The organism is Fibrobacter sp. UWB16 (assembly GCF_900215325.1).
Lineage (GTDB): Bacteria > Fibrobacterota > Fibrobacteria > Fibrobacterales > Fibrobacteraceae > Fibrobacter.
Genome location: NZ_OCMS01000002.1, coordinates 786,726 through 808,504 on the forward strand (window position 1 = coordinate 786,726; position 21,779 = coordinate 808,504).

Annotated in this window: 17 protein-coding genes; 15 read left to right on the forward strand and 2 right to left on the reverse strand. The window is 49.3% G+C overall.

The window, feature by feature from the left end:
- The first annotated feature begins 2 nt into the window (after nt 1–2).
- The 12 genes from CRN95_RS08655 to CRN95_RS08710 all read left to right on the forward strand — a co-directional run bounded on the left by CRN95_RS08655 (nt 3) and on the right by CRN95_RS08710 (nt 14,754).
- On the forward strand, nt 3–908 hold the full coding sequence (locus CRN95_RS08655; RefSeq protein WP_097020632.1) for a hypothetical protein: 906 nt from the start codon (nt 3–5) through the stop codon (nt 906–908).
- A gap of 233 nt (nt 909–1,141) precedes the next feature.
- Nucleotides 1,142–1,741 carry a riboflavin synthase gene (locus CRN95_RS08660; RefSeq protein WP_097020768.1) on the forward strand — a complete coding sequence of 200 codons (600 nt, stop codon included), beginning with the start codon at nt 1,142–1,144 and terminating at the stop codon, nt 1,739–1,741.
- Nucleotides 1,728–2,975 (forward strand): bifunctional 3,4-dihydroxy-2-butanone-4-phosphate synthase/GTP cyclohydrolase II, encoded by a 1,248-nt coding sequence (locus tag CRN95_RS08665; protein WP_014547327.1) that lies wholly within the window; start codon nt 1,728–1,730, stop codon nt 2,973–2,975. The genes CRN95_RS08660 and CRN95_RS08665 overlap by 14 nt, the downstream gene beginning before the upstream one ends.
- Before the next feature lies 1 nt (nt 2,976).
- Nucleotides 2,977–3,444, forward strand: coding sequence for a 6,7-dimethyl-8-ribityllumazine synthase (gene ribH / locus CRN95_RS08670; protein ID WP_088659547.1), 468 nt, complete (start codon nt 2,977–2,979; stop codon nt 3,442–3,444).
- A gap of 2 nt (nt 3,445–3,446) precedes the next feature.
- Nucleotides 3,447–3,887 (forward strand): transcription antitermination factor NusB, encoded by a 441-nt coding sequence (gene nusB, locus CRN95_RS08675; protein WP_014547329.1) that lies wholly within the window; start codon nt 3,447–3,449, stop codon nt 3,885–3,887.
- A 5-nt stretch (nt 3,888–3,892) separates the two neighbouring features.
- Nucleotides 3,893–7,114, forward strand: a complete 3,222-nt coding sequence (locus tag CRN95_RS08680) for a DUF2723 domain-containing protein (protein WP_097020633.1) — start codon at nt 3,893–3,895, stop codon at nt 7,112–7,114.
- A gap of 15 nt (nt 7,115–7,129) precedes the next feature.
- Complete coding sequence (locus tag CRN95_RS08685; RefSeq protein WP_097020634.1) at nt 7,130–8,068, forward strand: glycosyltransferase family 2 protein; 939 nt, start codon at nt 7,130–7,132, stop codon at nt 8,066–8,068.
- A 33-nt stretch (nt 8,069–8,101) separates the two neighbouring features.
- Nucleotides 8,102–8,815, forward strand: coding sequence for a polyprenol monophosphomannose synthase (locus tag CRN95_RS08690; protein ID WP_097020635.1), 714 nt, complete (start codon nt 8,102–8,104; stop codon nt 8,813–8,815).
- A gap of 65 nt (nt 8,816–8,880) precedes the next feature.
- On the forward strand, nt 8,881–10,515 hold the full coding sequence (locus CRN95_RS08695) for a glycosyltransferase family 2 protein (protein ID WP_097020636.1): 1,635 nt from the start codon (nt 8,881–8,883) through the stop codon (nt 10,513–10,515).
- A 63-nt stretch (nt 10,516–10,578) separates the two neighbouring features.
- On the forward strand, nt 10,579–10,836 hold the full coding sequence (locus CRN95_RS08700; RefSeq protein ID WP_088629055.1) for a Trm112 family protein: 258 nt from the start codon (nt 10,579–10,581) through the stop codon (nt 10,834–10,836).
- On the forward strand, nt 10,833–13,652 hold the full coding sequence (locus CRN95_RS08705) for a tetratricopeptide repeat protein (protein ID WP_097020638.1): 2,820 nt from the start codon (nt 10,833–10,835) through the stop codon (nt 13,650–13,652). Before CRN95_RS08700 ends, CRN95_RS08705 begins: the two co-directional genes overlap by 4 nt.
- A gap of 1 nt (nt 13,653) precedes the next feature.
- On the forward strand, nt 13,654–14,754 hold the full coding sequence (locus tag CRN95_RS08710; RefSeq protein ID WP_088629053.1) for a type IV pilus twitching motility protein PilT: 1,101 nt from the start codon (nt 13,654–13,656) through the stop codon (nt 14,752–14,754).
- Between the two features lie 78 nt (nt 14,755–14,832).
- On the opposite strand, the gene CRN95_RS08715 is transcribed toward CRN95_RS08710, so the two are convergent.
- Complete coding sequence (locus tag CRN95_RS08715) at nt 14,833–16,947, reverse strand: carbohydrate-binding domain-containing protein (RefSeq protein WP_097020639.1); 2,115 nt, start codon at nt 16,945–16,947, stop codon at nt 14,833–14,835.
- 238 nt (nt 16,948–17,185) lie between these two features.
- Here CRN95_RS08715 and CRN95_RS08720 point away from each other — a divergent pair, with 238 nt between their 5' ends.
- From CRN95_RS08720 to CRN95_RS08730, 3 genes are all read left to right on the forward strand, one after another.
- Entirely contained in the window at nt 17,186–18,754 is a 1,569-nt protein-coding gene (locus tag CRN95_RS08720) for a hypothetical protein (protein WP_235002962.1), read from the forward strand.
- 70 nt (nt 18,755–18,824) lie between these two features.
- Nucleotides 18,825–20,114, forward strand: coding sequence for a U32 family peptidase C-terminal domain-containing protein (locus CRN95_RS08725; protein ID WP_097020641.1), 1,290 nt, complete (start codon nt 18,825–18,827; stop codon nt 20,112–20,114).
- Nucleotides 20,115–20,141: 27 nt separating this feature from the next.
- Nucleotides 20,142–20,603 (forward strand): hypothetical protein, encoded by a 462-nt coding sequence (locus CRN95_RS08730; RefSeq protein WP_097020642.1) that lies wholly within the window; start codon nt 20,142–20,144, stop codon nt 20,601–20,603.
- A 92-nt stretch (nt 20,604–20,695) separates the two neighbouring features.
- Here CRN95_RS08730 and CRN95_RS08735 read toward each other — a convergent pair whose 3' ends face one another.
- Nucleotides 20,696–21,763, reverse strand: coding sequence for a peptidoglycan DD-metalloendopeptidase family protein (locus CRN95_RS08735; RefSeq protein ID WP_235002963.1), 1,068 nt, complete (start codon nt 21,761–21,763; stop codon nt 20,696–20,698).
- Nucleotides 21,764–21,779: the final 16 nt, after the last annotated feature.

Sequence of the window (21,779 nt, forward strand, 5' to 3'; positions counted from 1 at the left end):
GTATGAAGTTTCTCGCAGCCCTAATTTTATTCCTTGTGGCTTGCGCATTTTCTGATAATACGCAATACGAATGGACTGATGAAAATGGCTGTTCGTATTGCCTTTATGGACGTATAGAAAATGGGAAATGCGTACATCCCGCAAAGGAAAGTTGGGGTGGTTTTTCTTCCTTTTTTTATTTATTGAAAACTAGAAAAATAGAAAATAATTTTTTCGTGGTTGATTATCCTTTCAGTCCGAAGTTCCACGTCTATTGTGAAAATGAAGCCGATTATTGCAAGACGATAAACGATTCTATGGCTAAAAAGTTGATGCCGTCTTTGAAGGATCGAAAATCCTTGTGTAACGAACAAAGTAAAAAGACTGAAAATACGGGCATGTTTTACGATATGCCTATACCTCGTGAAGATGTAGAGTTCTGCTGTGATTTTGTGAAGTTTAATAATAAAAAATCATTCCTTGAAGTTTTGGATACTGGAAGTTGTCCGGTACGTGCGAATGCTGGCTTTATGGGGGTTCAGCGTACAAAGACTTTTTTATGGGGTAATTTTAATGTGGTAAAGAGAAAGGGAGAGTTTTGGATAGATGAAGAAGAAGCCTTTCTTCAATCAATTGGTCATCAACAGCGCCCAATCAAAAAATATTTTACGAGAAATTTTTTCACACTTGGCGAATGTTCCCATTCAAATTGCGAAATTCTGAATTACGTTGGAGAACAACCTCAGGATTTCGATATCAAATGCAACTTTATTAAAAAGAAGGATAGCGAGGGGAATGTGACAGTCCTTGCAGAGGGCGTATGTCCTATAGAAATCTTGGATAAGGATGGCAAAAAACAGGTATATCGCGTGCGCTCCGTTAAAGACGGTGACTCCTATAAACTGATAATGACCAATAAGCAAAAATAATCCGCCTTAAATAGCAGTACTCTCTAGTCTCTAGTCTTTGGACTTTGCACATGTGCTAAATGCTAGGCTCAATTATGTCAAAAAACAAGTTTTTTGCCGCAATATTCGCCTTACGCATTTATCGCTTCGCTCAAGTCCCAAATGCTCGCTTCGGTCATGTCCAAATGAATTTGGCCGCGACTCTCAGCTTATGCATTTGTCGTCTCTCGTCTAAAATTTTATATTTGTCGCGTATGTTTACGGGTATAATTCAAGCAACCGGCGAAATCATTTCCCTCGAAAACAGGGGAGACGCGCTTACCATGCGCATGAAGTCGCCGGGATTCTTCAAAAACAGCAAACTGGGCGACAGCATTGCCAATAACGGCGTATGCCTCTCCGTTGAAAACTGTACCGATGACGAAGCAACGTTCTGTCTCATGCACCAGACCGTCGTGAATACGTCCTTCCAGCAGGCTAAAGTCGGGGATCTCGTGAATCTCGAGTATCCTTGCCGCGCCGATAGCTTTATGGGCGGTCACTTTGTGATGGGGCATGTGGACTGCACCACGGAAGTCTTGCGCGTCACTCCGCGCGAAACGGGCGTGGAAGTCGATTTGGCTCTGCCAGCTGACTTGCGCCGCTATGTCATTCGTCGTGGATCCATCACCTTGAACGGCATTAGCCTTACGGTGGCCGAAAAAGGGGCGGATTACATCCGCGTCTGCATTATCCCCGAGACCTTAGCCCGCACGAATCTCAGGAACTGGGTGCCTGGCACCGTGGTGAATGTGGAAGTCGATATGCTCGGCAAATATATTGAAAACTATCTAAAGGAACGTGACCTTGCTTAATACGATTGAAGAGGCCATTGAAGATTTCAAGAACGGCAAGTTCTTGGTCGTGGTTGATGACGAAGACCGTGAAAATGAGGGCGATTTCATTATCGCCGCCGAAAAGATTACACCGGAAAAGGTGAACTTCATGCTCCACGAGGGGCGTGGCGTGCTTTGCTGCCCGCTTCCGATTTCTCGCTGCCGCGAATTGAATCTCACGCGTCAGACTGCCGAAAACACCTCCATGCTCGGCACTCCGTTCACCGTCATGGTCGATAAGCTCGAAGGCTGCACTACGGGTGTTTCTGCCCACGACCGTGCAGCGACCATCCAGGCTCTCGCCGATCCGAATTCCAAGCCCTCGGACTTTGGCCGTCCGGGTCACATTTCTCCGCTTTACGCCCAGGAAGAAGGCGTTTTGCGCCGTGCAGGCCACACCGAAGCCGCAGTGGACCTCGCCAAGCTTGCCGGTCTCCGCCCGGCAGCCGCTCTCATCGAAATCATGAACGAAGACGGCACGATGGCTCGTATGCCGCAGCTCCAGGAAGTTGCAAAGAAGTTCGACCTCAAGATTATCTCCATCCGCGACTTGATTGACTACCGCCTGAAAACGGAAAAGCTTGTGCAGCGCGTGGCCGCTCCGCACGTTTCGACCAAGTACGGCGATTTCACGGCTTATGCTTACCGCAGCAAGACCGATGGCGTCGAACATGTGGCCTGGGTTGCCGGTAATCCGGACTTCAGTAAGCCGGTTTATGTGCGCGTCCACAGCGAATGCCTCACGGGCGATATCTTTGGTAGCCTCCGTTGCGATTGCGGTGACCAGCTTGCCGCAGCTATGAAGTTCATTGGCGAACATGGCGGTGTGTTCCTCTACATGCGCGGTCAGGAAGGCCGTGGCATTGGTCTTTGCAATAAGCTCCGCGCTTATGAATTGCAAGAAAAGGGTATGGACACGGTCGAGGCGAACCTCCACCTTGGGTTCAAGTCCGACTTGCGCCAGTATGGTACGGGTGCCCAAATTTTGGCAGACCTCGGCGTGAAGGAAATGCGACTCCTCACGAACAATCCGAGCAAGATTTCTGGCATTTCCGCTTACGGTCTCAAAATCGTGGAACGCGTGCCTATCGAAATCAAGCCCAACAACATCAACCGTTTTTATCTGCGCACCAAGAAGGAAAAGATGGGCCACGAGCTCCATCTCGACAATGCGGATCATGGCGCAGCCGAAGTTTTAGATGAAGGAAAATAAGATGAAAGAATTCAAAAATTCCCTCAATGGTTCTGGTTTGAAGGTCGCGATTGCCGTTGCCCGCTTCAATGAAGTGGTGACCGACCGCCTCCTCGAAGGCGCTGTCCGCGAACTCGAAACACTCGGTGTCGATAGCGATAATATCGCTGTGGCTCATGTGCCGGGTGCTTTTGAACTGCCGGGCCTCTGCCGCAGATTTGTGGATTCTGGCAAGTACGATGCCGTGATTGCTCTCGGCGCCGTTATCCGTGGCGAAACGGGACACTACGACGTTGTCGTGAACAATTCTACGGGCGGAATCGCATCGCTCGCTGCCGAAGGCAAAGTTCCAGTGATTCTCGGAATCTTAACGACTGACACGGTCGACCAGGCGATGAACCGCGCTGGCCTCAAGGCCGGAAACCTCGGCTGCAATTGGGCAAGAACTGCCGTTGAAATGGTAAATCTTTACAAGCAGATTGGAAAATAATTATGGCACAAGTAAGTTTTAGACCTGCTCGCGTCTTTGCGATGCAGTTGCTTTACGCAATGGAAATTTCTGGCGGTACGGTTGCTGATGCACTCCCGGGCGTTTTGGAAGCCCAGCCGCTCCAGGACAACATGAAAAAGTACGGCATGAAGCTTGTCGACTTGGTCCTTGCTCACAAGGCCGAACTCGATTCCGAAATCGAAGCCTGCTCCGCTCATTGGGGAATTGAGCGCATGGCGACTCTCGACAGGATTGTGCTGCGCATCGCGATGGTCGAACTTTTGTATGTTCCTGAAATCCCGATGAAGGTGGTCATCTCTGAAGCTGTTCAGGTTGCTGCCAAGTTCAGCACGGATTCTTCGGGCACGTTCGTGAACGGACTCCTCGCCGGATTCTTGCAGAAGCGTGGCATGGTTGCAAACAATACTAAGAAGGATGCTTAATTTTTATGAAGATTAACGAGAAGTGGCATAAGCACATCTTTGCCGGTATCGCTGGCTTTATTGCTTTGATCGTTTACATGATGACGATGGCCCCGACGGTCTCTTTCTGGGACTGCGGTGAATTCGTCGCTTGCGCTAACACGCTTGGCATTCCGCATCCTCCTGGAACGCCGTTCTTCGTGTTCTTTGCCCGTGCGGTCATTCTCCTTTTGCCGTTCGTGGGCGAAATCGCAAAGCGCGTGAACTACATCTCCGTGGTGAGTTCTGCCGCAACGGTCTATGTGACAGCCCTCTTTGCCTGGGAACTTTTGGCAACGGTCCTCAAGACGGACAGCCTTGCCGAAAAGATTTCTGAAAAGATGCGCACGTTTGTGCTTGGTACCGCCGCTCTCGTCGCTGGTTTCCTCCTTACGTTCTCCGATACGTTCTGGTTCAACGCGGTCGAAGCCGAAGTCTATGGCGTCGCTATGCTCATCTTGATGCTTGTCTCTTACCTCGGTCTCGTGTGGTACAACAAGCGTGAAGAATCGGGTAGCGATCGCATCCTCATCTTCATTTGCTATATCGCATTCCTCGGCGTGGGCGCTCACCTTTATACGATGCTCACGGTTCCGGCCGTGTTCGTTTTGCTCCTCGTGGCTCAGCCGAAAAAGATTGTCGAACGCATTCCTATCTGGATTACGGGTACGCTCCTCTGCTCCGTCATCTACATGGTCTCTGCTTTCATTGAAATTTCCCTGATTTGTGTTTTCGTTTTGGGCCTTGTCCTTCTGTTTAGCAAAAGGTTCCCGTTCCAGCAGACCGCTGTGGCCGGATTGTCGATTCTGGTTGCTGCCGCTTTGATGATGATTACGGATAGCTGGCCTATTACGATTATTGGTACTTTGATTGTCGCTGGTTTGGGTTATGCAGGCATTAGCCAGGGTGTATTCAAGCCTAGAGAAGCTGGATTTAAGCGTAGCTTCGTTCTTTCCCTTGCTTTTGCATTCTTTGCTTTGGTCGGCTACAGCACGCACCTTTACATCCCGATCCGTTCGGAACTCAACCCGACGATTGATGAAAACGACCCGGAACTCAATATCCGTGACGAACAGGGCAACCTCCAGCTCGGAAACCTCTTCGAATCGAAGAACTGGGATGCCTTCAATGCCTTTATTGAACGTAAGCAGTATGGTTCCGAAAGTATGATTTCCCGTGCTTTCTACCGTCGTTCCCGCTTGGCTCACCAGGTGCTCTCCTTCCCGAGCATGAGCTATGGTGGTTACCAGATGGCCCAGTACTTGCCGTATAAGGTGGGTGGGGTGAACTATGCTAACGGTGTCTATACATTTGACGCTTCTGAAAATGAACCGGTTGAACGCCTTGGCTTTAAGTTCCCGACGCAGATGACGTTCATGGGCGATAATACCTTGATGCAGCTTTTCTTCTTCTTGCTGTTTAATGGCCTTATTATCGCTACTTGCGTGTATGTCTATAAGCGCAATAAGCATGTGGGTGTCTTTGTATCGGCACTTTATGTCCTTTGCTCTCTCGGCCTTCTCTTCTATATCAACTTTGCTGATGGAACCCGCATGGAACAGCGCGACCGCGATTACTGGGTTAGCGCTATGACTCGTAACGTGGCGGACTTGAACAATGCCGGCGCTGGCATTACTGCCCTCCCGGACCCGAATGAACTCATCGATCTCCGTCAGACGATTGACTATTCCAAGCTTGCGATTGAACGTCTTCGCATGCGCAACGCTCCGGCTGCTCGTATCGCTGAATTCGAAAAGAAGGTTAGCGATGCCGAAAATACGGCTGCCTGGAGAAACTGGCAGAAGATTGAAGAAAGCTTTGCCCGTTTTGGCCAGCGTGCTCCGTTCCCGGAAGCCGTTCATATGGAAGTCCGTGAACGTGACTACTTCTACACGCCAGCATTTATTTTCATGAGCATGATTTACGGTATTGGTGCTGGTATTCTTGTGCTGATTGCAGCAACGACCGCAACAACGGCTGCTTTTGCCTCTCCGATTGCTGCCGCACTCGTGCTTGTTTCGCTCCTTGTCCCGAGTATTTCTAACTACAAGGAACACGACCGTTCTGGCCTTTGGGTTCCTTGGGATTACGCATACAACCTCCTCAACAGCTGCCGCCCGAATGCTATTCTTTTCACGAATGGTGATAACGATACGTTCCCGTTGTGGTTTGCTCAGGAAGTTGCTGGTATCCGTAAGGACGTCCGCGTGGTGAACCTCTCCTTGGGCAACACGGACTGGTATATCAAGCAGATGCTTACCAATGAACCGATTCTCAAGCTTTCTTACACCAAGGAAACAATCGATAGCGACATGGTCCTTGACAACGGCAGTGCAAACAACCCGAACCATCTCGTGTCTACGTGGGTTCGCCGCGCTGAAATGCTCAAGCCGAAGCTTTTGGAAAGAATCGACCAGATGCAAGCTAAGGGCTACCTCTCTGACGCTGATTCTGCAAAGCTCCTCCAGTTCAAGGTGAACTACCAGGTGTGGGATGCCTTTACGGATTGGGCTAAGAGAACCCGTTCGAGCATGATGCTCACGCAGCACAAGCTCGTGATTGATCTTGCTCTCCAGAACATGGACCGCCCGATTGAAATTTCGACGACCGTTGGTACGTCAAACTTCATGGGTCTCGAAAAGTACATGGTCCAGGAAGGCTTGGTCTATAACCTTGTGAAGGGTGACCTCTCTCCGAAGCAGAATGCCTTTGACGCAGCAAAGACCGCTGCTCTCATCGACAGCGTCTATAAGTTCCGTGGTCTTGGTGACGGTTCTGCATACATCAACTCCGAAACGGAACGCTTGCTCAGCAGCTATGTTTCGCTCTACTTGCAGATCTCGTTCGATGCTCGCGAAAAAATCGCAAAGCTCGTCTCTAAGAAGCCGTTCCGCGCAGCAGACAAGGCTGAAGTCGAAAGAATTGCTACCGATGCCGCCAAGTATCTTGAACTCGGCATTTACCAGTTCCCGAGAGAATGGCGCAATTACTGGGCTGCTTCTTATGTCTACGCATCTGCAGGCATGAAGAAAAAGGCTCTTGATGTCGTGGATCGCGGCCTCAAGAACATTCCGTCTTACGATGCTCCGGGCCAGAGCCGCCTCACGATGAGCCGTCAGCAGATTGAAACGATTACGGACGAAACGCTCAAGGTCGATGAAGAACCTGCAGCAACGCCTGCCGCAGAAACAGCACCTGCAGTAAACTAGTCTTGAGGTATTGTCATGGATTTGAGCTTGGTTATCCCTGTTAAGGAAGAAAGTGAAAATCTTCCTGAGTTGATGAAGGAAATTTGGGCCGCTATTGAGCCGACCGGTATGGAATTCGAGGTCATCATCATTGATGATGGTAGCCGCGACAATACCTGGGAAGTGGTAGAGGGGCTTGCAAAGGAATATGGTGTAAAGCCGAAATCATCGGTGAGCGCCTTCCGTTTCCAGTTCAACTGCGGCAAGGCTGCTGCACTCGCTCTTGGTTTCTCCAAGGCACGCGGCAAGTACGTCGCAACGCTCGATGGCGACTTGCAGGATGACCCGCTCGAAATCCCGAAGATGATCAAGATTCTCGAATCCGGTTACGACCTCGTTTCCGGCTGGAAAATCCGCCGCTTGGATCCGTGGCACAAGACTATGCCTTCCAAGCTTTTCAACTTGACGGTATCGATGGTCTGTGGCAAGCGCTTGCACGATTTCAACTGCGGCATCAAGGCGTACCGCAGCTCCGTGGTGCGCTTTATCCAGCTTTACGGTGACTACCACCGCTTTATCCCGGTCATGGCCAAGTGGCAGGGCTTCCGCATTACTGAAATGCCGGTTGCCCACCGCGCCCGCGTTCACGGCGTCTCGAAGTACGGCGTTTCTCGACTGGTGAGCGGTTTTTTGGACTTGGTTTCCCTCATGTTCATGCGTAGCTTCTCGTCGAAACCGCTCCATTTCTTTGGTCTGATTGGGCTTGTCTTGATGCTTTTCGGCCTTGGCACTTGCGGTTATTTTGGCTATGAATGGTTTGAGACCGGTGCGATGCATGTTCGTCCGCTCTTGTTGGCAGGCGCCTTCTCGCTCGTCATGAGCGTTCAGTTTTTCTCGCTTGGACTTTTGGGCGAGATGATGAATGGCAATAAAAAACGGACATATCCGGTTTCTGATATTATTGGTGAATTGTAATTTGTATTAGATTTGTGTTTAGAGAGGTATTTAATGGCGTTTCCTAAGAGTTTGGTGATTGTTCCGACTTACAATGAAAAGGAGAATATTCTCCTTATCATGTCTGCGATTCTGGAACAGAATGAATGTCTAGAAATTTTGGTGGTGGACGATGGCTCCCCGGATGGTACGGGGGATCTCGTGCAGGCCGAAGCGGATAAGAATCCGCGAATCCACTTGATCCGCCGTAAGGGCAAGATGGGTCTTGGCTCTGCCTACGTGATGGGTTTCAAGTGGGCTCTCGAACGCGATTACGTACGCGTTTTTGAAATGGACGCCGACTTTAGCCATAGCCCAACGGACTTGAACCGCTTCTTGGAAACTGCTGAAAATGCCGACCTTGTACTGGGTAGCCGCTACCAGGATCACCGCATCAGCGTGGTGAACTGGGATTTGCGCCGCCTGATTTTGAGCTATGGGGCAAACGTTTACACCCGCATTGTGACGGGCCTCCCGATTAGCGATGCTACAGGTGGTTTCAAGTGCTTCCGCCGTGAAGCTTTGCAGGCTTTGAATCTCGACAAGATGAAGAGTGACGGATACTGCTTCCAGATTGAGACGACTTTCAAGATTTGGAAGAAGGGGCTCCGCGTCAAGGAAATCCCCATCATCTTTACGGACCGCACCCGTGGTACCTCCAAGATGAGTGGCGGAATCATTTCCGAAGCATTCTTCCTCGTGCTCAAGCTTCGTCTCGGACTCGCTTAGTCCTGCATCTCGTCATCCTGAGCGCGTAAGCGTGAAGGATCTAGTTAAGTTTGGAATTGTCTACTATGCTTTCTTGTTCTGTCATTATCATTGCTTATAACTCTTGCGATTTCATTCCGGCATGCCTCAAGTCTGTTCGTGATGCATGCGAAGGGCTGGATTCGCAGATTATCGTTTTGGACAACGGTTCCAATGAGCCGATTATTCCTGAAATCAAGAACTTCTTCCCGGAAGTGGAATGGATTGACTCTAAGGAAAACCTGGGCTTTGGTAAGGGCTGTAATCTCGCTGAAAAGCATGCGACCAAGCCGTATCTGTTCTTTATCAACCCGGATACGATTATTTCGAAGAACGCTTTCCGCGAAATGCTCAAGTTCATGGAAGAGCACCCGGAAGCGGGCACGGTCGGTTGCCGAATTCTGAACGAAGACGGTACGCTCCAGTGGGCCTGCCGCCGTTCTTTCCCGACGATTGTGTCTGCCGTTTCCAAGACGATTGGCCTTGCGGCCCTCTTCCCCAAAAACAAGACGCTTGCAAGCTACAACATGTCGTATGCGGATCCGGACGAGATGATTGAAGTCGATGCCATTAGCGGTTCGTTCTTCTGCATCCGTCGCGATGTCTATGAAAAACTGAACGGCTTTGACGAAGACTTTTTCATGTACGGTGAAGACCTTGATCTTTGCTTCCGCACCAAGGAAATGGGGCTCCACAACTATTACACGCCGGTCACGAACATTCTGCATTTTAAGGGCCAGAGCTGCCGTACGCGCCGTTGGGGCTCGTATGTGGATTTCTACAAGGCGATGCTCATCTTTGTGAAAAAGCACAAGGACCTTTATTTTGTCCCGAATTTCCTTGTCTCGTTCGGTATTTTGTTTGCGGCGTTTGTGGGCATGTTCTCGCGCCTTATCCCGAAGTTCTGGAAGATGTTCCTCGACTTGGGCGTGGTGGCGATTTGGGCGTTCTTCATTCTTTGTTACGAAGCGGGTATGGTTTCCACGAGCGACAATGTTGTTATCCATAACGGTTTTGACGATTGGATTTTGGCAGTCTTAGTGGTTGTCCTGAACCTCGTGTTCCTTATGTTCCTTGGGGAATATACGGTTTCAAGTCTCAAGGGCGAAAAGTTCTTGCGTTATTTGATTCCGCTGAACTTGCTTATTGTCGGTGGGTATTCGGCTTTCCGCTACTTCACCCAGACTCCAGTCATCAATGATGCTGCAACGTATTTGCCATACGATTCCCATTGGATTACACTTGCTGTTTGCTCTAGCCTCTTTATCCCGCTTGCGCTCCTTGCTTGGCGCCGTATTGCATTCTGGATAAACTATTTCTACCGCATCTTTGCGAAAAAGCGCCACCGCTCCATTTTGCTGGGTGGCCGCGAAGACTCCCTCAATAACTGGTTCGATAGCTACAACGTGATCCCGGGTATTGAAATTCTCGGTTGCGTGAGTTCTGAACCTGAAAATTTGAGCGAAGAAAACCGCAAGCATCTCCTTGGCCCGCTTTCGGACATGGAGTCCATTTGCAACCGCACGGGCTGTCGCGAGCTCTTGGTGGTCTCGAATTTCTCGGGTTATCGCGAAGAATTCAACATCAATTGGCTTGATAAATTGGGCATGTGCGTGTATTTGCTCATCGGAAATGGCAAAAACGGCAATTTTGCCCTCGTAAACCTGAAATATCTTCGTTAAAAATCGCCCTTTTTTGTAAAAATGTGTTATTTTTTTAACGAAATAACACATATAAAAGGTTTTATGCTCGATTCTAAATTGTTAAGTATTCTTTGCTGCCCGGAAACTCGTCAACCTCTTTCTCAGGCGGGCGAGGACTGCATCGCTCTTTTGAACAATGCAATTAAGGCTGGTACGCTCAAGAACGTTGCTGGCGAAGCTATTACTGAACCCCTGACCGAAGCGCTTACGACACCTGATGGTTCTCGTGTTTATCCGGTTCGCGAAGGCATTCCTGTACTTTTAGCGGATGAAGCTATTCTTCTTCCATTGGAGAAATGATGGCTGTAACGTTGGATTCTCTCAGAAAGGCTGTAAAAAAGAATAAGGGGCGTTCTCAGGCTTTGGCCTGGCTTGCTGACATGGAGCGTGCTTCGGGTGATTACGAAGCGGCTCTCAAGACTGTGGATGCCGCTCTTGCTGCATCTCCGTCCGATATTCCGGCAATGTTGGTCCGTGCCAAAATTTTAGCGGGCCAGCAGGATTTTGCGGGTAGCATCTCTGAATACAAGAAGGTGCTTGCCAAAGATCCGTTCTGCCTTTCTGCTCATAAGAGAATGGGGGAATCCTACGATAAGCTTGGCAAGGAAGCCGAGCGTAATGCCTGTTTCCGTCGTGTCCACGATATGGACCCGCTGGATCCGTTCTGGAAGGATGAATACGATGTCCTGCCAGAAGAGGAACAGACGCTTGTTCCGCCGCCGATGGACGAAAGCTCGTTCACGATGGATGTCTCGGATGATTCTGAAAATGCGGAAAATGGCGAAGACAATATCTTTGCAAATCTTGCGGCGTCACTCCCGAATACAGACGAAGAAGACAACGCTTCAATGGATGCTTTACGCAATTCCTTGAATTTTGCATCGGATGAAATTGCCAAGAATCCGGATGGAACAGAAATTCCGGACTTCGATGGCCATGTGCTGAATTCTTCTGAAGTGTCTTCTGCCATTTCTGGAATTTTGGGTGGCGATGACGATCTTGACTTGGGTGAATCTGCAGAAAAGAATGAACCTGCTGCAGAGGAATCCGCTACATCTTCGCTCTTCTCGCATTTCTCTGATGAAAGCGAAAAGGCTGAAACGGCTGAAGAACCGAAGCTCGATGATATTCCGGAAGAACTTATTGACGAACCGCTTCCAGAAGCTACAGAAGAAAAGTCCGAAGACGCCGAATTTAGTCTTGACAGTTTGGACGAACCGCTGGATGCGGATGAAAAGGCGACGAATGTCGATGATGCCTTCTCTTCGCTTTTGGGCGATGATGAACTTCCAGAAGAAAAAGCAAATGAACCGGTTGAATCGGCTAGTGCAGAACCTGAAAAAACGGAAGAACTGACGGAACCGGCTGCTGAAAGCGCAATCCCTGCTACGCATATGGATTTTTCTGATGAAGAAAACGTTGGCGCTGCGGATTTGCTTAGCTTAGACGAAACTCCGAAGTCCGAAAAATCGGAAACGAATATTGATGATGCTTTCTCTTCGCTTTTGGGTGACGATGAACTCCCGGAAGAAAAAGCAAATGAACCGGTAGAATCCGCTAGTTCTGAGCCTGAAAAAACGGAAGAATCTACTGAAGCTCCTGCTGAAGAAGAATCCTTTGGTAGCTTGTTCGAAAAGTCCGCAGATGCAGACTTTAGCTTGAGTGAAGACAATTCTGCTGATGCATCGATTGATTCAGCGACTGATGCAGAGAAAACTGCAGAAAAGCCCGCTGAAGTTGAATCCGAAGAAGTTGCATCTTCTGCTACAGAAGCTCCTGCTGAAGAAGAATCTTTTGGTAGCTTGTTCGAAAAATCCGCTGATGCAGACTTTAGCTTGAGTGACGAACCTGCTGAAAATCCGACTGAAGAAAATGCTGAAGTTTCGGATGCTGCGGAAACAGCTCTTGAAAAGGCTCCGGAATTTACTCCGACAGAATCCGCTGAAAATGTGGCTCCGGTTGAAGGCCTTGTTCCGACATCCCATATGGATTTCTCGGACGATGAAGATGCCTCGAAGTCTGATGATGATTTCATTTTCGATTTAGATGAGCACTCTCCGGAGGCCGAAAAGTCTGTTGAAGAACCTGCTGCCGAAGAAAAAGCTACTACTGAAGAAGAATCTGCAGCTGAAGAAGTGGATGGCGCTTTTGACGCTCTCTTTGGCGATGATGACGACGTTCCTGCAGAAGAAACTTCTGCTGAAGAAGCTCCTGCTGAAGAACCTGTCGCGGAACAGCCGAAAGAAGAAAATTTGGCTGAAGAAATGGGTGGTGCTTTTGCCTCCATGTTCGGTGACAAGGATGATTCTGCACCTGCAGAATCTGCTCCTGCCGAAAAATCGGCCGAAGAAACTCCTGTCGAAGAATCTTTGAGTCAGGAAGCGACGAGCGCAGAACTTGAAGAAAGTGCTGTCAAGGAAGACGTAGAAAAGAGCGTCGATGAATCCTTTGATAGTATTTTCGGTTCTGATGCAGATGACCTTCCGGAAGAAAAATCCGAAGTTGCTGAAGCTCCTGCTGACGCTTCGACTAGCTCAGTGACCGAAAATATTGAAGAAACCACAGCTCCGGCCGAAGAATCAACAAGCGTGTTCTCTGCTCCGATTGATTCTCTTGAAGAACCGTCTGACGAGACTCTCGAAGAGCCTGCCGCAGAACAGCTTGAAAAACCTGTTGCTGAAACGGCTGAACCAGTCGCAGAAGAAGCTCCTGCTGAACAGGCTGTAGAAGAGACTGCTCCGTCTGCAGAACTCGATTCTATTGACTCCGAAGTTTCTAACGCATTCAAGGGCCTCTTTGATGAAGATGATTCCCTGCCGGAATCCGATGAACCGAACAATAACGGTGTAGACTACCTGATGTCCGGTGATTCTGATGACGAAGTGGCTGCAAGCCTCGTAGAAAATGCGGATGCTCCGCTTTCACGTGGCGCTGTCGATTTAGACGACAGTCTCAACACGCGTACGCTTGCGGATATTTATATGGAACAGGGCGTCTATTCCAAGGCTCTCGAAATATATTCGGACTTGGCAAAGAAGAATCCGGATAATGCTGAAATAAAATCTCGTCTGGAAGAAGTCCAAAAACTCTGCCGCGAAAAGTTTGGAGAAGGCTAATATGGCTGAACTTCGCATTGAACAGCTCTTGCGTGAAATGGTAAACCGCAAGGCGTCTGACTTGCATTTGCGAGTTGGCGTTCCGCCTGTTTACCGTATCAATGGTGCTTTACAAAGGCTTTTTGATGTGCGCATCGATAGCGCCATGATGGATTCCTTCTTGGATGATATCATGAACCGTGACCAGAAGCAGCGTTTTGAAGCGAACAAGGAATGCGACTTTGCTGTGGGTGCCCGCGATATGGGACGTTTCCGTGTGAACGTGTTCCGCCAGCGCGGTACAATCGCAGTCGTGATCCGTCATATCAAGGCTGTGATTCCGCCGTTTGAAGAATTGCATTTGCCCGAAGTCATTCGCGATTTGGCCTTGACCAAGCGCGGTCTTGTGCTTGTTACGGGTACGACGGGTTCTGGTAAGTCGACGACGCTTGCCTCGATGATTGACTACATCAACCACAAGGAATCCGTAAACGTCATTACCGTCGAAGACCCGATTGAATACCTTTATAAAGATAACGTAGCGATTATCTCGCAGCGTGAAATCGGCGTGGATACGCTTTCGTATGCGAATGCACTCCGTGCGGCGCTCCGTCAGGACCCGGATGTGCTCCTCGTGGGCGAAATCCGTGACCTTGAAACGATGCAGATTGCTTTGACGGCTGCTGATACGGGTCACATGGTCTTTGCAACTATCCATACGACAAATGCTGTGGAAACGATTCACCGTGTGCTTTCGATGTATCCGCCGCACCAGCATGATGAAGTGCGTTTGTTGCTTGCAGAAGTCTTGGCGGGCATCATTTCGCTCCGTCTTTTGCCGACGAAGGATGGCAAGGGGCGAGTCCCGGCTGCCGAAATTCTCGTGAATACGGGCGCTATCAAGGAATACATCCAGGATAAGAACAAGATTGACATGGTAGAACAGGCTGTTGCTGAAGGCCATATCCAATACCATAGCCAGACGTTTGACCAGGCGCTCTTGGAACTTTACCAGAACGAGCAGATTTCGCTTGAAACGGCTATGAACGCTGCCACGAACCGCGATGACTTTGATCTTAAGATTCGTGGTATTTCTGGTACATCTGACCGCGGCTGGATGTAGTTTAGACGAAAGGCGAGCAATATTGCTCGCCTTTCTAGTAACTAATGACTATTGACTAGTAACTGCGGCTATGCCGCACTACTTCGTATAAACGCAGCGATCGGTGCTGTTTCCGAAGCAGGTCTTGGTCATACCGCTCACGCTGCTTACGACGCCCGGCTTACCTACGCTAGATACCATCTTGCTTCCAGAGAAGCTTGGCTTGAACGCGATATCCGATGTGCCATAATAGCTATTGGTGTCGAAATTAACGCTGTATTGTGTACCTTCTTCGGAATTGTTTGTGCCGAATCCGAGCAACTTGCCGCCTGTAATCGATGTCGTTCCGTCCGAATCGACCATGCCGCCCATACCGCCGTTCATGCGGCATTCCACGATGATGACGCCGCCGGTAATGCTGATGCCGCCATTGCTGTCGATACCGTCTGTGTCGCCTGTGCCGACGTAGATGTAGTGGTAACCGCCTGTGACCTTGAGCGAACCTGTGCTACCGCCCATGCCGCCGAATCCACCGCCGCCAAATCCGCCGCGACCCGTATTGCCACCGGTTGTGGTGCTTGTGCCGCCAGCTGCGTTCCAGCCATCGTCTGTAGTGATGACGCTTGTGATGCCGCCTTCAAAGTTCATGTCCGGAGATTCCATACCTTCGTAGGCGATGGTCACGCTCACGTTGGCGTTGTCCTTGACGTAGAGTGCTTTTTCGGCGTGAACACCGTCGTCGTCTGTAGCGATGGTCATTGTGCCGCCGCTGAGAGTAATCGTGCCACTGCTGTGGAGACCATCATCACGGCTGTTGATGTCGATAACGCCACCGCTGATGGTTATGCTTGAATCGCCCTTGATGCCCTTCATGCTTTCGCTCGGGGAGCAGGAGCTTCCGCCCATGCCGCCCGGGAATCCGCCACCGCCGAATCCGCCTCCATTACCAGAGGAGGTGAGGCTGAGGCAGTTTTGGCCGCCGCCAGCTGTAACCTTGATGCTTGGGGCTGTTGATTCGCCATTGGCAACGACAACGGCGTTAGCTGCCGTGATGCCGTCAAATGCGGATGTGACGGTGATTGTGCCACCCGTGATTTCAATGGAACCCTTGCCGTTTGCCAAATCAGTTGCGTCTTCGGTATCGCTCTTGATGCCGTCGCCTTCGGTCGTGGTGATATTGATTGTACCGCCGCTGATTTCAACGGAGCCTTTACCCTTGAGGCCGTTATTCTTGGCGTTCACGGTGATGAGGCCGTTTTTCACTTTCAAGTCGTTGCTGGTATGGATACCGTTGTTGTAATTTGCCTTGACGATAAGCGTACCTTCGCCTTTGATGGTCAGGTCATCTTTGGCGTAAATGCAAGCGCCTGTCGTATCGGTCTTGGCTTCGCCGGAGTCATTGGTATAAGTGTAGTTCTTTGTTCTTGAAGAACCGTCCGTGAATGTGTTGGTTGTGCCGTTCTTGGCGACAACAAAAGCCTTGCTTGCCTTTTGGATGTAAATTGGGGCGTCAGCAGTGTTCGTCAGTGTGAGCCCCTTCATGTTCAGGTAAACGGAGGAGTCCGTTTTGGCGGTGTTCACGAGAATCTGGGCATCGCTACCGCTGTAAGAACCGCTAAAGTCGTATTCGCCACCGCATTTGATAGTCACTGTACCGCCTGTAACGGAGACGCAGTTGCCTGCGTTTGTAGCTGTGGCGCCACTTGCGGCGTAAGTGATTACAGGGCGTTCCCCGGTGTTGCCGCTAACTTGTTCTGGTTGTGTGCTGGAAGAGCTTTGTGTGACCTGTGCGCTCGAAGAACTTTGCGCTGCGGGAGCACTTGAAGAGCTTTGTACGGTCTGGGTTGTAGAACTGCTCGAATTGATGGCCGGAACAATGCTGCTTGACGATGCGGTTACGGCGCTGCTCGTGCCATTGCTTGCACTACTTGTGCCGTTGTTCGCGCTACTTGTTGGCGTATTTGTGGAATTGCTAGATGTTGTAGAATTGCCGGAATTTGTAGCGCTGCTAGTTGCGCTATTGGAATAGTGACTTTCGCTAGAGGTGATGATTTCGATATCATCTAGAGCAGAAGAAGAACTGTCTCCATCGATTTCTGTAGCAGTGTCGTTTGCGCTGTATGGATTAACAGCCGAAGTCGAGTCTGAGCATCCGGCATACATTGCTAATGAAAGGCTCGAAATACAGCCCATGGTCAGAAATTTTTTATTCATAGAATATCTCCCATTCAACATTTTCTTAAAACTTATATTAGATGAAATCGCTTTTAAATGTGTGAATTGTTCTTTTTTACGGACATTGAATTTTTAAGCGGAACAAAAAGTTCCATATGGAACGAAAGGGCTCAAATTTTCCCGTTTAAGCTAATTTCATGATTGAAAATGCTAAATTTGGAAAATGCTTTTTAAGAAAATAATTCCCCTTTTATCTTGCGTTTTTCTTTTTGCGGGTGTGAGCAAATCTTTTGCTGCTTCGCCGGTGATTGAACCGGAACATTCTCGCAATTTGCGAAATCTTGAAACGGCGCCAATGCTGTTTGAGTATCATCGTCAGACAATTGGTAATGAGCGCCAGTACTTTACGTATCCGCGTAGGGACACGACTTTCCGCAAGAATTTCTTTAAGACCGAAGGAAACGCACTCCTTTATTTTGATAATGTGCGAGGTCCTGGTATTCTGGGGAAGGGCTTTGGCCCGTCTGATACGGTAAATCCGCGTGTGGCAATTGCAGCAAGCATTGTTGGTGGAATTGATTATCGTGGCGGAGAATCTCTCGGTGATACGATTTTATCTGGACAAGATTATCGCATGAATCGAAAATCTGTTGGAGATACGATTTGGCCGGGTCTTGATGGCGGTATTTACTTGCGTGGCTTTGTCGATTCCGTCGACTTTGTGTTGGATGCCCGCATTTACAATGAAGGGCACTCGGCTAGATGCTTGCGCAACGGAAAATCGATATCGTGTCCGAAATCCTATGATGGTGAATTCCTGGAAGTCCAGAGAGAGGAAAACAATTCCGGCGTCGAATACACGAGCTATGCTCGTTACCGCACGCACTTTGCTTTCAACTACGACTGGTTGCGCCTGGACTTTGGCCGTGACGTGATGCACTGGGGCCCGGGTTACTATAACAACTTGACATTGAACCAGTTTGCGCTTCCGTACAACATGTTGAGCCTTGATTTGATGATCGGCCCTCTTCGCGTGATGAGCTTTTATGCGGATTTGCGAATCTTCAATAACAGTATGAGTATGTCGAATAAGGATAACACGAGAAATCTTTTTGGCCATCGCTATGAACTTGCTGTTGGCAATGCAACGTTTGGTATTAGCGAACTCCAGATTCTCTATGACAACATGAAACCGTGGCTCTTTGTCCCGACGGCTCCTTTGTTTATGGAAAAGGGTAATTATTCTGAAAACAGCAATAATGGATCCCTTTCGTTTGATTTTAACTATCGCTTGTTCAACACGGTTCGCTTCTATACGGAATTCTTTTTGGATGATATGGAATCTCCGATCAGCTTGATCAGGAACGACAATATCGAAGCCAAGTGGGCTTGGATGGCGGGTATCCAGGCAGGTCATGACTTTTATTACAAGGGCCATAAGATTGAGACGGGTACGATTTTTGAATATGCCCGTGTAGAACCTTACGTCTATTCGCATTTTGACAGAAATACGGCTCAGGTTGCTCACTTAGGTTATCCCTTGGGAAATCAGGGTGGGCCGAACAGCAGAACGATTGACTGGAATTTGTTTGCTCGCTTGGACGGCCACATTTTCGCATCGGTTCGTCAGACCTGGTTCTGGAAGGGAACGGATTACGGTAGCGCCGTGAATGATACGACACCAGGTAATCACCTAAAACTTCCAAAGAAGTTCCTCAGTGGCGCAAAGCTCCAGTACATGCTTACGCCTGCGATTAGCTACGAAGGCCAGCGTTTTTCGTTTATGGGCGAGCTGACTTTAATTGATGATAAAAAAGCGTATATTCGCGCGGGATTTAAATTCTAAACCTGAATCGTCATTCTGAGTGCAACGAAGAATCCAGTTAATTCTTAACCTTTACAACTCGAATTAAAAAATGAAAAAGCCTGAACTTTTAGCACCTGCGGGTGACCTTGTACGAATGAAGTATGCATTTGCCTATGGTGCAGATGCTGTTTATGCCGGACAGCCGGCGTTCTCGTTGCGCGCTCGCGAAAACGGTTTCAAGAATCTCGATGACCTTGCCGAAGGCATTACGTACGCCCACGAACATGGCAAGAAGTTTTACCTGACGAGTAACGTGATTCCGCGTAACGTGAAGGTGGAATCGTTCCAGAAGGCTTTGAATGCCGCATTGGAACTCAAACCGGATGCCTTGATTGTCGCAGATCCGGGCTTTGTGGGCTGGCTTTTGAAAGAACATCCCGAAACTGAAGTTCACTTGTCTGTGCAAGCGAATACGACAAACTATCTTGCGGCCTCGTTCTGGAAGAACTTGGGCGTTCGCCGTATCATCTTGAGTCGTGAACTTCGCCTGTCTGAAATTTTAGAGATAAAGAAACAAGTTCCGGACCTTGAACTTGAAGTATTCGTCCATGGCGCTGTTTGCATGGCTATGTCTGGCCGCTGTATGCTTTCGAACTGGGTGACGCACCGTGATGCAAACCAGGGCGCTTGTGATAACAGCTGCCGCATGCCGTATCGCTTGTATGCGAACTCCGGTCCACAGGTCGAGGACTATCGCGAACATGAAGGCTCTTTTGCGCTTCAGCGAACTGACCGTCCGGAACTTGATCCGATTGCCCTCGACGAAGATACGTGGGGCACCTACTTTATGAGTAGTCGTGACCTCTGCGCCTTGGATGTGATTCCAGAACTCGTGGCGGGCGGGCTTGATTCCTTCAAAATCGAAGGTCGTACGCGTTCTGTGTATTACTTGAGCCAGGTCGTGCGTGCATACCGTATGGCCATTGACGCCGTTGCAGATGGAAAGCCCGTGCCCGAAGAAAGCCGTCGTGCGATTACCTTTGTCGATGGGCGAGGCTTTATGCCGGGATTCTTGCGCGGACCGTTGCCGCAGAATTACGAGGCGACTCACGTGGATGCCGCTGGTGGCTGCGTGGCGGCCCAGATCAAGGACTATGACAATGCTACGGGCGCATGCCTTGTGAATGTGAAAAATCCGTTCTCTATGGATGATTCCTTAGAGCTGATGACTCCCGATGGCATGCAGAAGTGCGAAGTCGAGGAAATGCTGGATTTCCGCGGTGCAGCTGCGGATCGGTTGAATCCGGGAACTGAAGGACGCGTTTTTTTGGGAAAAAATACCTTGAATAGCGAAAAAATCGCCAAATTTGGCTTTCTTGTGAAACGTGCAAATTCATAATATACCATAAAAAAATAGATTTGGAACATGGCAGTCGATAAAGCGACAAAAGAACAGGATGAACTTGAACTTTATCAGATTGATGATAAAGCGATTGTGCCATTCTTCCAGAAACATCTGGAAGAGTTGCGGCAGTTCATTCACGATCATCAGTGCAATGATCATCTTTGCTTATTGGTATTGCTAAAGCAGTTTATTCGTACTTACCGCATGCCGTTCAACATGCAGCGCTATATGGAAGTCCAGAGAACTTTCATCCAGCGTTCTTTGCATGACAAAATCCAGGACCGCCAGCAGGCCGTGAGCCACTGGATTCAGGAATTTGCCGGTCGCCATCGTAACCGTATGATCCAGCTGCAGTGCCTTTACCTTGATAGAGTCAAGGATCGCCTGCTACCTGAAATCGAAAAGCTGCTCGAAAACCGGATCGACCACCTGCAAGAAAAACTCGACGAAAACAAGAATCAGAATCAAAACCAGAATCAATAAAGATTTGTTTGATTAAAAAATTAAGCCGCGCTTTTGAAAGGCGCGGCATTTCGTTTGATGAACTTCTGACCTTTGAAGGCTACTGGGGCTGCTTACGAGCAGCGGAGCACTTGGCCTGGGCGGATTTTTTCGGACTTGAGGTTGTTCAGGCGCTTGATGTGTTCGACAGATGTGCCATACTTGTGGGCAATCTTGCCAAGGCAATCGCCGCGGCGGACCTTGTAAAACTTGCTCTTGCCGATTTCCCTTTGGTAGGCGGCTTCGACTTCTTGAAGTTTATCTGTATCAAGCGTGACGGAAATATCTCTGAAAGTGCCTTCGGCAAAGTCGTAGACTGTTTCAGGATTGATGTACACGCCGTTGTAGCGCATTTCGAAGTGCAAGTGGGCGCCGAACGAGCGACCTGAGTTGCCTCCAACGCCAATCGTATCGCCGGCCTGGAGTTCATCGCCGACCTTGACCTTCCAGCGTTCAAGATGGGCGTAAAGCGTTGTAAGACCGTTGCCGTGGTCCAAGATCACGTAGCGGCCATAACCCTTGCGGCGGCCCTGGTTGCGGACTTTGACGACCTTGCCTGCAAAAGCGGCAACGATTGTGCGGTCTTCACCGTGGCAGAGACCGAGGTCTACACCGCGATGCATGCGGTGCTTGCGCGGACCGTAATGACCTGCAATACGGCGGCTTTCCGTCGGGATGATGGACGTCGTCATGTCGAGGACAAATAGCTTAGCAGGTGCGCCTGTAGAGGCAGAGTCCGTTGTAGCCTTGATGTCGGCATCGGCTTCTGCGTATTCGCGGACGGCTTCTTCGGTGTCGAGGCTATCGCTATTGATGCCTTCTTCTGTTCCGAGATCCGCTGCTGCAGAATCGTTAATCAAGTCTTGCTTGGCGACTTTTTCGACTTTTTCGACCTTGGGCGCTGCCTTAGCCTTGCGAGACTTGGACTTTTTCTGAGTAAAATTGCTTTCGTTGATGTAGAATTTTCCGACGGTAGGTGCTTCTGCTTCAGGGGCGAAGTCATTTATGCCGTCAATAGTCTGGTTCAATTCCGTGTTTTTGGAGTCAACCAAGCGAGGAACAATTTTTCCGGCCATGTCGTCGTCTTTTGCAAAAAGGGCGAGAGGCAGGACTCCTGCAATGAGTATAGTCTTAATCTTCATATAAAATACGCAATCT